Origin of the sequence: Pseudarthrobacter enclensis (assembly GCF_030811655.1) — a bacterium.
Lineage (GTDB): Bacteria > Actinomycetota > Actinomycetes > Actinomycetales > Micrococcaceae > Arthrobacter > Arthrobacter enclensis_A.
This window is the reverse complement of sequence record NZ_JAUSRE010000024.1, coordinates 66768-79706: the sequence shown is the minus strand read 5'-3', so window position 1 is coordinate 79706 and position 12939 is coordinate 66768. Positions and strand designations below refer to the sequence as shown.

Annotated in this window: 12 protein-coding genes; 6 read left to right on the top strand and 6 right to left on the bottom strand. The window is 66.3% G+C overall.

Translation table 11 applies throughout. The features are described from left to right. The 6 genes from aceE to fabF form a co-directional block, all read left to right on the top strand. Positions 1-2258: pyruvate dehydrogenase (acetyl-transferring), homodimeric type (gene aceE, locus J2X98_RS18955; protein ID WP_307311264.1), on the top strand; the 2258-nt coding region annotated here is incomplete at its 5' end. A 181-nt stretch (positions 2259-2439) separates the two neighbouring features. Then, the gene (locus tag J2X98_RS18950; protein ID WP_307311261.1) at positions 2440-3684 is read left to right on the top strand and encodes a PucR family transcriptional regulator; all 1245 of its coding nucleotides are present in this window, start codon (positions 2440-2442) and stop codon (positions 3682-3684) included. A gap of 88 nt (positions 3685-3772) precedes the next feature. After that, positions 3773-4702, top strand: a complete 930-nt coding sequence (locus J2X98_RS18945) for an ACP S-malonyltransferase (RefSeq protein WP_307311258.1) — start codon at positions 3773-3775, stop codon at positions 4700-4702. Further along, on the top strand, positions 4699-5760 hold the full coding sequence (locus J2X98_RS18940; protein WP_141941875.1) for a beta-ketoacyl-ACP synthase III: 1062 nt from the start codon (positions 4699-4701) through the stop codon (positions 5758-5760). The genes J2X98_RS18945 and J2X98_RS18940 overlap by 4 nt, the downstream gene beginning before the upstream one ends. Before the next feature lie 79 nt (positions 5761-5839). Continuing rightward, positions 5840-6085: an acyl carrier protein gene (locus J2X98_RS18935; RefSeq protein WP_009359314.1), complete on the top strand. Its 246-nt coding sequence runs from the start codon at positions 5840-5842 to the stop codon at positions 6083-6085. Between the two features lie 175 nt (positions 6086-6260). Beyond that, the gene (fabF, locus tag J2X98_RS18930; protein WP_141941877.1) at positions 6261-7496 is read left to right on the top strand and encodes a beta-ketoacyl-ACP synthase II; all 1236 of its coding nucleotides are present in this window, start codon (positions 6261-6263) and stop codon (positions 7494-7496) included. A gap of 119 nt (positions 7497-7615) precedes the next feature. On the opposite strand, the gene J2X98_RS18925 is transcribed toward fabF, so the two are convergent. From J2X98_RS18925 to J2X98_RS18900, 6 genes are all read right to left on the bottom strand, one after another. Beyond that, complete coding sequence (locus J2X98_RS18925; RefSeq protein ID WP_141941879.1) at positions 7616-8119, bottom strand: DUF3145 domain-containing protein; 504 nt, start codon at positions 8117-8119, stop codon at positions 7616-7618. Positions 8120-8357: 238 nt separating this feature from the next. Beyond that, the gene (locus J2X98_RS18920) at positions 8358-9284 is read right to left on the bottom strand and encodes a tyrosine recombinase XerC (protein ID WP_307311252.1); all 927 of its coding nucleotides are present in this window, start codon (positions 9282-9284) and stop codon (positions 8358-8360) included. Positions 9285-9330: 46 nt separating this feature from the next. Next, the gene (gene dprA / locus J2X98_RS18915; RefSeq protein ID WP_307311272.1) at positions 9331-10467 is read right to left on the bottom strand and encodes a DNA-processing protein DprA; all 1137 of its coding nucleotides are present in this window, start codon (positions 10465-10467) and stop codon (positions 9331-9333) included. Between the two features lie 98 nt (positions 10468-10565). After that, on the bottom strand, positions 10566-12110 hold the full coding sequence (locus tag J2X98_RS18910) for a YifB family Mg chelatase-like AAA ATPase (RefSeq protein WP_307311269.1): 1545 nt from the start codon (positions 12108-12110) through the stop codon (positions 10566-10568). After that, complete coding sequence (locus tag J2X98_RS18905; RefSeq protein WP_141941885.1) at positions 12110-12466, bottom strand: YraN family protein; 357 nt, start codon at positions 12464-12466, stop codon at positions 12110-12112. The genes J2X98_RS18910 and J2X98_RS18905 overlap by 1 nt, the downstream gene beginning before the upstream one ends. Before the next feature lie 99 nt (positions 12467-12565). Next, positions 12566-12892: a DUF2469 domain-containing protein gene (locus J2X98_RS18900; RefSeq protein ID WP_056335405.1), complete on the bottom strand. Its 327-nt coding sequence runs from the start codon at positions 12890-12892 to the stop codon at positions 12566-12568. Positions 12893-12939: the final 47 nt, after the last annotated feature.

Here is a 12939-nt window from a genome sequence, read left to right as displayed (position 1 = left end):
GGGCGTTCATGGAAGGGCGCCTGTCCGAGGAGGACCTGGACGGGTTCCGGCAGGAAAAGTCCCGCGAGGGCCACGCCCTGTCCTCCTACCCGCACCCGCGCCTGATGCCGCACTTCTGGGAATTCCCCACCGTGTCCATGGGCATCGGGCCGATGAACGCGATCTACCAGGCGCAGAACAACCGCTACCTGCACAACCGGGGCCTGAAAGACACCTCCGACCAGCAGGTCTGGGCGTTCCTGGGCGACGGCGAAATGGACGAACCCGAGTCCCGGGGCCTGCTCCAGCTCGCCGCGAACGAGAACCTGGACAACCTGAACTTCGTGATCAACTGCAACCTCCAGCGCCTGGACGGGCCGGTGCGCGGCAACGGCAAGATCATGCAGGAACTCGAAGCGTTCTTCCGCGGCGCGGGCTGGAACGTGATCAAGGTCGTCTGGGGCCGGGAATGGGATGACCTGCTTACCCGCGACACCGACGGGTCCCTGGTGAAAATCATGAACGAAACCGTCGACGGGGACTACCAGACCTACAAGGCCGAATCCGGCGGGTTCGTCCGCGAGCACTTCTTCGGCAAGACCCCGCAGACCAAGGACCTCGTCGCGGACCTCACCGACGACCAGATCTGGAACCTCAAACGCGGCGGCCACGACTACCGCAAGGTCTACGCCGCGTACAAGGCCGCCACCGAATTCAAGGGCAAACCCACCGTCATCCTCGCCCACACCGTCAAGGGCTACGGCCTCGGCCCCCACTTCGAGGGCCGCAACGCCACCCACCAAATGAAGAAACTCACCCTTGATGACCTGAAGAAGTTCCGCGACCACCTGCGGATCCCGGTCACCGATGAGCAGCTTGAAAAGGACGCCTACCGGCCGCCGTATTACCACCCGGGTAACGACGCACCGGAAATCAAGTACATGATGGAGCGACGCGCCGCTTTGGGCGGGTCCGTCCCGGAACGCCGGAACACCCACGCCGAGATCGTGCTGCCCGAGGCCAAGTCCTACGAGGTAGCCAAGCGCGGCTCGGGCAAGCAGATGGCCGCCACCACCATGGCGTTCGTCAGGCTCCTCAAGGACCTGATGCGGGATAAGAACTTCGGCAAGCACATCGCCCCGATCATCCCTGACGAAGCACGTACCTTCGGCATGGATGCGTTCTTCCCGACGGCGAAGATCTACAACCCCAAGGGCCAGAACTACCTGTCGGTGGACCGTGACCTGGTCCTGGCCTACAAGGAATCCCCCGCCGGCCAGCTGATCCACCCCGGTATCAACGAAGCCGGCGCCGTGGCAGCCTTCACCGCCGCCGGAACCTCCTACGCCACCCACGGCATCCCCCTGGTCCCGGTGTACGTCTTCTACTCCATGTTCGGCTTCCAGCGCACCGGCGACGCCTTCTGGGCCGCCGCGGACCAAATGACCCGCGGCTTCATCATCGGCGCCACCGCAGGACGGACCACCCTCACCGGCGAAGGCCTCCAGCACGCCGACGGACACTCCCCCCTGCTCGCCTCCACCAACCCCGCCGTCCTCACCTACGACCCCGCCTACGGCTACGAAATCGGACACATCGTCCGCGCCGGCCTCGAACGCATGTACGGGGAAAAGTCCACGGACAAAAACGTCATGTACTACCTCACCGTGTACAACGAACCCATCATCCAGCCCGCAGAACCGGAAAACCTCGACGTCGACGGCGTCATCAAGGGCATCTACCTGCTCGCCCCGGCAAAGATCGACGGTCCCCGCACCCAGATCCTCGCCTCCGGCGTCTCCGTGCCCTGGGCCCTCGAAGCCCAGCGCATCCTGGCCGATGACTGGAACGTCTCCGCCGACGTCTGGTCCGTGACCTCCTGGAACGAACTGCGCCGCGACGGCCTCGCCGCCGAAGAGGAAGCCTTCCTCAACCCCGGCCAGCCCGCCCGCGTCCCCTTCGTCACCCAGCAACTCGAAGGCGCCACCGGCCCCATCGTCGCCGTCACCGACTACATGAAAGCCGTCCCGGACCAAATCCGGCAATTCGTCCCCAACGAATTCGCCACCCTCGGCGCCGACGGCTTCGGCTTCTCCGACACCCGCGCAGCAGCCCGCCGCTACTTCAAAAACGACACCCACTCCATCGTGGTCCGTGCCTTGGAAATGCTTGCGCGGCGCGGCGAGGTGGATGTGGACGCCCCGGTCAAGGCGATTGAGAAGTACAAGCTCCTGAACGTCAACGCCGGCACCACCGGCAACGCGGGCGGCGAGGCCTAGCCTCAGCCCCTTCTGCGAACGGCGCCAAGAACGACGGCGGCCCTCACCTGCAAGGTGGGGGCCGCCGTCGTTCTGTAAGGGCAGGGCAGCCTGGCGACCGGACGAACTGTGATCCGCGACAAAGCGGATTGTAGCCTTCGCACAAATGGAGCTTGCGTGGCCGTGGCCGTATGCTCAAAGAATGCCAGCACCAACCAGCCCGTCCTCGAAGCGGAACCCCTCCCCGCCGAAGGTCACGCCGGAGAAGTCCGAGACCCTCAAGCAGCTCCGCGCCAACGTCGGCCAACTCTCCACCTCCACGATGCGCAAGCTTGAGCAGTCGCTGCCCTGGTACAGCCGGCTCAGCGCGGATGAGCGCTCCGCTCTGGGCATGGTGGCGCAGAACGGGATCGCGGCTTTCGTCACCTGGTATGAACGGCCCAGCTCGCCGTCGTGGATCCTTACTGACGTTTTCGGAACAGCCCCCACCGAACTGACCCGGTCCATCAGCCTGCAGAAGGCATTGCAGCTGATCAGGATCGTGGTGGAGGTTGTCGAGGACCAGGTGCCGGTCATAGCTCCCGAAGCCGACCAGCCTTCCCTTCGCGAGGCAGTGCTGCGCTATTCGCGGGAAGTCGCATTCGCCGCCGCCGACGTCTACGCCCGTGCCGCCGAGTCCCGCGGCTCCTGGGACACCCGGCTGGAAGCCCTGATCGTGGATGCCATCCTGCGTGGCGAAAACACCGACGCACTGCGCTCCCGCATCGCCGCCCTGGGCTGGAAGGCGCAGGAGCGCTTCACGGTCATGGTGGGCAACTCGCCCTCCGAGCCCAGCGCCAGCTACGTCAGCGAACTGCGCCGGATGGCCGGCCGCTACGCCGAGGACGCGCTGGTGGGAATCCAGGGCGACCGGCTGATCCTGATTCTTGGCGGCGTGCAGGACCGCGAATCCGCATACGTCAAGCTGAGCGAGATGTTTGCGCCCGGGCCTGTCGTATACGGTCCTGAAGCCAGCTCGCTGCTGGAGGCCAGCGGTTCGGCGCAATCAGCGTTTGCCGGCCTGACCGCCGCCCGGGCGTGGCCCTCGGCGCCCCGGCCGGTGGCCGCCGATGACCTGCTGCCGGAGCGGGTGATCTCAGGCGATGACGCTGCCCGCCGCTCCCTGGTCAAGAACATCTACCGCCCGCTCCTGGCGGCATCCAATGGCCTGGTGGAAACACTGGGCACCTACCTGGAGCTGGGCCATTCCCTGGAAGCCACCGCCCGCGAACTCTTCGTCCACGCCAACACCGTGCGCTACCGGTTGAAGCGGGTTTGCGATGTCACGGGCTGGGACCCGCTGCTGCCGCGCGAAGCTTTCGTACTGCAGGCGGCACTGGTGGTGGGCCGCCTTTCGGCCCCGCCGAAGGCCGCCACGGAGCGGCAGGCGTCCCGAAACCAGGCGTGACACCTTGTAGACTTCCTACAACCTGACCCCGTGAGCTTGGTGCAGAGAAACACCGCTGGATCTCACAGTAATTTGGAAAGCTGGTTACGTGCTTGCAATAGTCTGCCCTGGACAGGGCTCGCAGACCCCGGGTTTTCTGGCCCCCTGGCTGGAACTTCCCTCGGTGGCAGGCCAGCTGGCCTCCCTGAGTGACATCGCAGGCATTGACCTGATAGCCCACGGGACAACCTCCGACGAGGAAACCATCAAGGACACTGCCGTGGCGCAGCCCCTGATTGTCGCCGCGGGGCTGGTCACCGCCGCGTCCCTCTTCGACGTGGAGCTTAACTCCCTCCCGGTGATCCTCGCCGGCCACTCGGTGGGTGAGATCACCGCAGCTGCCCTCGCCGGTGTCCTGACGGAGCAGGAAGCCATGATCTTCGTCCGGGAACGGGCCAACAGCATGGCCGCCGCAGCCGCAGTCACCCCCACGGGCATGAGCGCCGTCGTCGGCGGTGACCCCGCAGAGGTGCTCGCAGCGATTGAGGCATCCGGCGCCGCGCCGGCCAACGTCAACGGAGCCGGCCAGACGGTCGCCGCAGGAACCTTTGACCAGCTGAAGACCCTGGCAGCGAACCCGCCCGCCAAGGCGCGCGTCATCCCCCTCAAGGTGGCCGGCGCATTCCACACCAGCCACATGGCTCCGGCCGTCGACGCGCTGAAGGCGCTGGAGCCGCAGCTGAACCCGGTGGCGCCCAAGGTGCCCCTGCTGTCGAATTACGACGGCGGTGAAGTCACCGACGGAGGTGCCGCCGTCGAAAGCCTGATCGCCCAGGTATCCCGCCCAGTGCGCTGGGACCTGTGCATGGAAACCATGGTGAAGCGCGGTGTCACCGGAGTCATCGAACTCGCCCCCGCCGGCACGCTTGCCGGGCTGGCCAAGCGCGGGATGCCCGGCGTCAAGACCGTTGCCGTGAAGACCCCCGATGACCTCTCCGCCGCCCTGGCGCTGTTTGCTGAACTGGAGGGCAACGCATGAGCGTGCCCACGCTGAAACAGGCTCCCATCCAGGAGCACACCCGGATCGTCGGCCTCGGCGCTTACCGGCCGGACGTCATCGTCACCAATGAGGACGTGTGCCAGTGGATTGACTCCTCGGACGAGTGGATCCGCCAGCGCACCGGCATCGTGACCCGCCACCGCGCCGCTGCCGGCATCAGCGTCATTGACATGGCTGAAGGTGCCGCCCGCGAAGCAATGGAGAAGGCCGGCATCGAGGCCTCCGAGCTTGGCGCCGTCATCGTATCCACGGTGACCCACCCGTACGCCACCCCCTCCGCCGCAGCCAGCCTGGCTGACCGGCTGGGCGCCACGCCGGCTCCGGCCTTCGATATCTCCGCTGCGTGCGCCGGCTACTGCTACGGCATTGCCCAGGCTGACGCGCTGGTGCGGTCCGGTGCCGCCAAGTACGTCCTGGTGGTTGGTGCGGAGAAGCTTTCCGACGTCATCGACAACCGGGAACGCACCATTTCCTTCCTGCTCGGTGACGGTGCCGGCGCCGTCGTCGTGGGCCCGTCGGACACCCCGGGCATCGCCCCGTCCGTATGGGGTTCTGACGGCAGCAAGTGGAATGCGATCGGCATGACCCGTTCCCTGCTGGACGTCCGGGACCTGGGGCTGGCGGCGCGCCAGTCCGACTCCACGGGCGACCTCGCCCTCCTCGAGGAGGCCCAGGAGCTCTATCCCACGCTCCGCCAGGACGGCCAGACGGTCTTCCGGTGGGCCGTGTGGGAGATGGCCAAGGTTGCGCAGCAGGCACTTGACGCCGCCGGCATCGAGGCCGAAGACCTGGTGGCGTTCATCCCCCACCAGGCGAACATGCGCATCATCGACGAGATGGTGAAGAAGCTGAAGCTGCCCGAGGCGGTTACAGTGGCACGGGACATTGCCGACGCCGGCAATACATCCGCTGCCTCGATCCCGCTGGCAACGCACCGGCTCCTGCAGGAAAATCCCGCGCTGAGCGGCGGGCTGGCCCTGCAGATCGGCTTTGGGGCCGGGCTGGTGTTCGGTGCGCAGGTAATAGTCCTTCCCTAAGTACGCCCAAGGGTCCGCATCCCGCGGCCCGGACCGTTTCCGGCAGCCCCTGCCGGCAATACAAGAAAAGGAGCCATCAATGGCTAGCAACGAAGAGATCCTGGCCGGCCTGGCTGAAATCGTCAACGAGGAAACCGGCCTGGCCCCCGAAGCTGTCGAGCTGGACAAGTCCTTCACCGAGGACCTGGACATCGACTCCATCTCCATGATGACCATCGTGGTCAACGCCGAGGAAAAGTTCGGCGTACGCATCCCGGACGAAGAGGTCAAGAACCTCAAGACCGTTGGCGACGCCGTCAGCTTCATCGCCGGAGCACAGGCTTAGTCTGGGCCTTTTCGCCGTCTCACGGCTTGGCGGGGCTGCTGGTCCGGACTGACCGGACCGGCAGCCCGCCGCATCTAACCGGCACAGTGCCCCCGACCGGGACTGGCCGATCATCAAATGTGCGGGACCCTGCGGTTGGCGCAGGCGGATTCCCCACCGACGAAAGAGTGATCCCATGACGCGCAAAGTAGTCATTACCGGTCTGGGTGCCACCACGCCCATCGGCGGCGATGTACCCACCATGTGGAACAACGCCCTCAAGGGGGTCTCCGGTGCCCGCACCCTGGAGGACGACTGGGTAGCCAAATACGAGCTCCCCGTCCACTTCGCTGCCCGCTGCAGCACCCCGGCACTGGACGTCCTCAGCCGCGTGGAAGCAAAGCGGATGGACCCCTCCACCCAGTTTGGCGTCATTGCAGCCCGCGAGGCCTGGGCCGACTCCGGCATCACCGAATTTGACCAGGACCGTTTGGCTGTTGCCTTCGCCACCGGCATTGGCGGGGTCTGGACGCTGCTGGATGCCTGGGACACCCTCAAGGAGAAGGGCCCGCGCCGGGTCCTGCCCATGACGGTTCCCATGCTGATGCCCAACGGCGTGGCCGCGGCCGTCAGCCTGGACCTCGGTGCCCGTGCCGGCGCCCACACTCCTGTCTCCGCCTGCGCTTCCGGCACCGAGGCCATGCACCTCGGCCTCGAACTCATTCGTTCCGGCAAAGCGGACGTGGTGATGTGCGGTGGCGCTGAAGCAGCAATCCACCCCATGCCCCTGGCCGCATTCGCTTCCATGCAGGCGTTGTCCCGCAGGAATGACGAACCCGAGCGCGCCTCCCGCCCCTACGACATCGACCGTGATGGCTTCGTCATGGGTGAAGGTGCCGGTGCCCTGGTCCTGGAGGCCGAGGAGCACGCCCTGGCCCGTGGAGCACGCATTTATGCCGAGCTGGCGGGTACGTCCGTCACGGCCGACGCTTACCACATCACCGCACCGGATCCCGAAGGCCTCGGCGCTACCCGCGCGCTGAAGGCAGCCATGTTCGACGGCCGTATCCAGGCCGAAGACGTGGTGCACGTCAACGCCCATGCCACCTCTACCCCGGTTGGCGACAAGCCGGAGTACACGGCCCTTCGCGCGGCGCTGGGCAACCATGTGGACAACGTGGCCGTTTCCGCCACCAAGTCGCAGATGGGCCACCTCCTGGGCGCTTCCGGCGCGGTGGAGGCTGTCCTAACGGTGCTGGCCGTTCACGAACGCAAGGCGCCGGTCACCATCAACCTGGAGAACCAGGACCCGGAAATCCCGCTCGACGTGGTCACCTCCGCCCGTGACCTGCCGGCCGGGAGCATCGTTGCCCTCAGCAACTCGTTCGGTTTTGGCGGCCACAACGCCGTCGTGGCCATTCGCAGCGTCTAGGCACCATCCCGGGGCAACTGCCCGGGCACAGGAGGAGGCCCCGCCGGCTGGCGGGGCCTCCTCTTTGCTATGGAAGGTAGTGCTGGGCTGGGTCCCGTTGTGGAAACGGGCGACGGCGGTCAGCCCACCTGGTGGAGCCAGCGCACGGGAGCGCCCTCGGCAGCGTGGCGGAACGGTTCCAGTTCCTCGTCCCATGCTTCGCCCAGGGCGAGGGACAGCTCATGGTAGACAGCGGAGGGGTCGCCGGATCCTGACTCGTAGGCGTAACGGATACGGTCCTCGGACACCATGATGTTGCCGTGCACATCCGTGACGGCATGAAAAATCCCCAGTTCGGGGGTATGCGACCAACGGCCGCCGTCCACGCCCTGACTGGGTTCCTCCGTCACCTCATAACGAAGGTGCGCCCAGCCGCGAAGGGATGACGCAAGTTTCGATCCCGTACCGGGGGCCCCGGTCCAGGAAAGTTCGGCCCGGAACATTCCGGGCGCGGCAGGCTGCGGGGTCCACTCAAGGTCCGTCCGCTTGTCCACCACCGCACCGACCGCCCACTCCACGTGGGGGCACAGCGCCGTAGGGGCCGAGTGAACGAACAGCACACCGCGGGTCATTGCAACAGACATTCCATCCTCCATAGCTCTAGGTACGTCTTCCCCAACGACCTCTGCCTGGATGGGACTGCCAGTGCCTGCACTGCGGCGGTAGTTCCCTGCTGTATTCAGATGTATCAGATTAAGCTGTGTCCGGACTTGCTCCGCCGCGCGAAACCCTTGAGCTTCAAGCGGCACTTGAAAGTTGCCGGACGTGACTCTTATTGTGCCGTACCCCGTGGAATTACGCCAGTGCGATTAGCCACAGTCGTCAGGCTCTTGGATGGGCCTGCTGGTAGCTCTTCCGCAGGCGGTCAACCGAGACATGCGTGTAGATCTGGGTGGTGGCCAGGCTGCTGTGGCCCAGGATTTCCTGCACAGCGCGAAGGTCTGCGCCGCCGTCGAGAAGATGGGTGGCGGCCGAGTGGCGCAGCGCGTGTGGCCCGGACGCCGATGTATCGCCAAGTGCTTCGAAAAGGGCATCGACCAAGGCACGCACCTGGCGCTGGTCGACGCGTCCCCCTCGGGCTCCGAGGAACAGGGCGGCTCCGCTGTTGTCCTTCACCAGGGCCGGCCGTCCGCGCCGGAGCCAGTCATCAATAGCCAGGGCAGCGGGTACTCCGTACGGGACTGTCCGTTCCTTGTTTCCCTTGCCGATGACCCGCAACGTCCGGCGGTCGGGGTCCAAATCATCGATGTCGAGCGCCGTGAGTTCGCCCACCCGGGTGCCTGTGGCATAGAGCAGTTCCACCATGGCACGGTTCCGCACAGCCAGGGGTTCGCCCTCCACGGCTGCCATTTCCAGTCCTTCCAGAATCCGCGTGAGCTGGGACGACTGCAGGACCCCGGGCAGTGATCCCTCGCGTTTCGGTGCCTTCAGCCGCAGTGCGGGGTCTGCGTCGATAAGTTCCTCCCGGACCGCCCACGCAGTGAATGTTCGCGCCGTGGCGGACCGGCGCGCAACGGTGGACCGTGACGCCCCGCCGGCGCTTTGGCTGCCGAGCCAGCGCCGGAAAGACCCGAGTTCAAGGTCCTTCAGTCCCGCTGCCCCTTCCGATGCCGCATGGGCAAGGAAGCTGCGCAGATCGCCCAGGTAGGCCCGCTTGGTATGTGCCGACACCGCCCGCTCCCCTGACAGGTACCTGGCGAACGCGTCGAGGGCCTTGCCGAGTTCCGCAGGCAGTGTTTCATTTTCCACTCCTCTACTGTCCCAGTTGCGTGGCCTGCAGCGGCGGTGGACACGGTCATGCCCTGCCGCGTTTCCAGCCTCCGCGCTCCGACACGGCAAGTCCCAGCAGTCCCAGCCGCCCCAGCCCTGCCCGGACCGACTCCTGTCCGAGGCCGGCCACGGCGGAAAGCTTCTCCACCGAAGTGGTGGACCTCAACGGCAGCGCGTCCAGCAGGATCAGGTCTTCCAGGGTGAGCCCATCCTGCACCGAAGCCTGCACCGCGTGCTGCTCAGGCAGCGCTGTTCCGCTGGGTGAGGCCAGCTCGGCCACTTCCGCAGCGTCAGTAACACAGACTGCTCCCCCATCCCGAAGGAGCCGGTGGCAGCCGGCGGAGTTGGCGCTGTGCACTGAACCGGGGACCGCGCCGACGGTCCGGCCCAGGGTCTCGGCGTGGTGGGCCGTGTTGAGGGCCCCTGAGCGCCATCGCGCCTCCACCACCACCGTGACGGCGGCGAGCGCCGCAATGAGGCGGTTCCGTTGCAGGAAACGGTAGCGGGTTGGCGCGGACCCAGGTGGTACCTCAGCCAGTACTGCGCCCTGATTGGCCACGGTGCGAAGCAGGTCGTCATTTCCCGACGGATAGAACCGGTCCACTCCCCCGGCCATGACGGCGATGGTGGGGACAGCCGAGGATCCGCCAGCAAGGGCTGCACGGTGCGCATGGGCATCGATCCCATAGGCCCCGCCCGACACAACGGTAAAGCCCCGCTGCGCAAGGGAGTACGCAAGATCGCCCGTGACTGCCGCGCCATAGCTGGTGCTGTCCCTGGATCCCACCAGGGCGATGCATTTATCAACCGACGGCAGTGGCTGCTCGTGGCCGCGCCACCAAAGACAGATGGGTTCCTGGATTCCGAGGTCTGCAAGCTGGGCGGGCCACAGTTCGTCACCGGGAATGATGAGCCGTCCGCCCAACCGGGCCATGGTGGCAAGGTCCCGTTCGGGTGCCAGGTCCGGGAGCCTCGGTTGCCACCGCCTGAGTGCGGCGGCCAGTCCGGCCCAGCTGCTCCCCGCTGCGTTGTCTGCGAGCAGTGTGGTGATTTCGTGTTCCAGGCCACGCCCCGCAGCTACCTCTCCGGTGGCGATGCGCAGGGCGTCCGTTGCCCCGGCAGCCTGCACCAGGGCGAGACCGGCAGCGTCCTGTGGTTCCATCAATCGTGAAAGGGCAGCCCGGGCCAGCCGTTCGGTGTCGTTGCCAAGTTCCTTCTCCACAGCCACGTCCTTCGCTTCATTGCATTCCGCTGGGTTGGTCATGCCATTGCCGCCGCAGCCTGGCGCAGGCCCAGGGCCTGTCCGATGTCGTTTGTATCCGGTTTATCCCGGTGCCCAAGGTCAGCGAGGGTCCATGCGAGCCGAAGGACGCGGTCGTAGCCTCGCGCGGTCAGCACGCCACGCTCCAGTGACTGGTCCAGGATCCGGGTCGCCCCCGACGGAAGCCGCAGGTCCCCGCGCAGGACACGTCCCGGTACCTGCGAGTTGGTCTCCAGGCCGAAGCGCTGGAGGCGTCGGGCTTGCCTGGCGCGGGCGTCCAATACCCGGCGTGCCACCGTTGCGCTGCCTTCTTCCGCTCCTGCCTGTCCGAACTCGGCCAGGGATACCCGTTCCACCTGCAGCTGGATGTCCACCCTGTCCAGCAGGGGTCCGGACATCCTGGCAAGGTAACGGCGGCGCATCATCGGCGTACAGGCGCAGTCGAGCCCCTTGCCCGACGCCTTCCCGCAGGGGCAGGGGTTGGCAGCAAGCACCAGCTGGAACCGGGCCGGGTAGGCGGCCGTCCCGGCTGAGCGATGGATCACCAGCTCTCCGCTCTCCAGTGGCTGCCGCAGCGCATCCAGGACACGCCGTTCATATTCGGGTGCCTCGTCCAGGAAGAGGACGCCGCGGTGTGCACGGGATGCCGCGCCGGGACGCGGCAGGCCCGAACCGCCGCCAATGATGGCCGCGGCGGTGGCTGAATGATGGGGGTTTTCAAAGGGCGGCCTTCGCAGGAGCTGCACCGAGGAGGACGGCAGGCCGCACAGCGAGTGGATGGCCGTGACCTCCATGGATTCATGGTCACCAAGATCCGGTAACAGCCCGGGCAGCCGTTCCGCCAGCATCGTCTTGCCGGCACCCGGTGGTCCGGTGAGAAGCAGGTGGTGCGCGCCTGCGGCTGCCACTTCCAGGGCCCGCCGTGCATCGCCCTGGCCGGAAACGTCCGCCATGTCCGGGCACGGGCCGGGCAGTGGCGGCCCGTCCCCTCCGTTATCGGCATCGTCAGGTTCGAAGTCCAGGGCAAGCTCCTGGGGGTCAGCGCCGAAGTCGAGGGCGAGCCTGGCAAGCGTGCGGTATCCGCGGACGCTGGCACCCGGAACAAGTGATGCCTCGGCAAAATTGGCCTGCGCCACCACGATCTCCGGGTAACCTGCCTGCACCGCCGCCATGACCGCAGGCAGGATGCCCCGCACAGGCCGCAGCCTGCCGTCGAGTCCCAACTCGGCGATGAAAACGGTGCGCCCCGTGGGCTTGATGTCATTCGCGGCCCGGAGCACGGCCATGGTGACAGCGAGGTCGAACCCGGACCCCCGCTTGGGCAGCGACGCCGGGATCAGGTTGGCGGTGATCTTCCTGCGGCTGAGGGGGATGCCGGAGTTCTTTGCAGCCGAGCGGATCCGCTCCTTTGCCTCGTTCAGGGATGCATCCGGCAGGCCCAGGATGATGAAGGCCGGGAGTGTCTGGCCGATGTCCGCTTCGACCTCGACCATGTAGCCGTTCAGCCCCACAAGGGCAATGGAGTAGGTGCGGCCAAGCGGCATCATCCCACCCCCTTGAGGTGCTCCACCACGGGTTCGCCGCCGCCGTCGTCCACGACGGCAATGACGTCCACCCGCCGCAGCGGCATCCTCAGCTCCCGGTCCCGGCACCACGCGCCGCCCAGGCGGTGCAGCCTTGCCAGTTTGTCCGGCCCCACGGCTTCGAAAGGGTGGCCGTAGTCGAGGGAACGGCGGGTTTTGACTTCGGCTATGACCAGCGCGTCGCCGTCCAGGGCCACAATGTCGATCTCGCCCTCGGCGCACCGCCAATTGCGCTCCACGACCAGCATGCCGAGCGCTTCAAGATAGCCTGCGGCGAGGTCCTCGCCGTGCCTGCCCAACAGGTCTTTGCGTTTCATTTCTACCTCCGCCTCCAGCCTGGCGGCAGCAGGGTACGGAGGACAGGAAGGCCCTGCCATATGTGGACAGGGCCCGGTGTGGAGGGGAAGTGGGAACTCCTAGTTGCCCAGGTCCACGTCCTTGGGCAGGGCCAGTTCCTCGTTGCGGGGCAGTTCCTCGACGTTGACGTCCTTGAAGGTCAGCACCCGAACGCTCTTAACAAACCGTGCCGACCGGTAGACGTCCCAAACCCAGGCATCCTGGAGGGTCAGGTCGAAGTAGACCTCGCCATCGGCGCTGCGGGCCTGGAGGTCCACATGGTTGGCGAGGTAGAAGCGCCGCTCGGTCTCGACAACATAGCTGAAAAGGCCGACCACATCGCGGTACTCACGATAGAGCTGAAGCTCCATGTCGGTTTCATAGTTCTCAAGATCTTCAGCACTCATGCTTCCATCTTGCACCATGTGCGGCACGGCTTGCGCCGACCGGCGGG

What these genes read in the sequence shown, in the direction of transcription:
- J2X98_RS18950 (WP_307311261.1), top strand. Translation starts at nt 2,440, where the DNA reads ATGCCAGCACCAACCAGCCCGTCCTCGAAGCGGAACCCCTCCCCGCCG.
- J2X98_RS18940 (WP_141941875.1), top strand. Translation starts at nt 4,699, where the DNA reads ATGAGCGTGCCCACGCTGAAACAGGCTCCCATCCAGGAGCACACCCGG.
- J2X98_RS18935 (WP_009359314.1), top strand. Translation starts at nt 5,840, where the DNA reads ATGGCTAGCAACGAAGAGATCCTGGCCGGCCTGGCTGAAATCGTCAAC.
- fabF (WP_141941877.1), top strand. Translation starts at nt 6,261, where the DNA reads ATGACGCGCAAAGTAGTCATTACCGGTCTGGGTGCCACCACGCCCATC.
- J2X98_RS18925 (WP_141941879.1), bottom strand. Translation starts at nt 8,119, where the DNA reads ATGTCTGTTGCAATGACCCGCGGTGTGCTGTTCGTTCACTCGGCCCCT.
- dprA (WP_307311272.1), bottom strand. Translation starts at nt 10,467, where the DNA reads ATGGAACCACAGGACGCTGCCGGTCTCGCCCTGGTGCAGGCTGCCGGG.
- J2X98_RS18910 (WP_307311269.1), bottom strand. Translation starts at nt 12,110, where the DNA reads ATGCCGCTTGGCCGCACCTACTCCATTGCCCTTGTGGGGCTGAACGGC.
- J2X98_RS18905 (WP_141941885.1), bottom strand. Translation starts at nt 12,466, where the DNA reads ATGAAACGCAAAGACCTGTTGGGCAGGCACGGCGAGGACCTCGCCGCA.
- J2X98_RS18900 (WP_056335405.1), bottom strand. Translation starts at nt 12,892, where the DNA reads ATGAGTGCTGAAGATCTTGAGAACTATGAAACCGACATGGAGCTTCAG.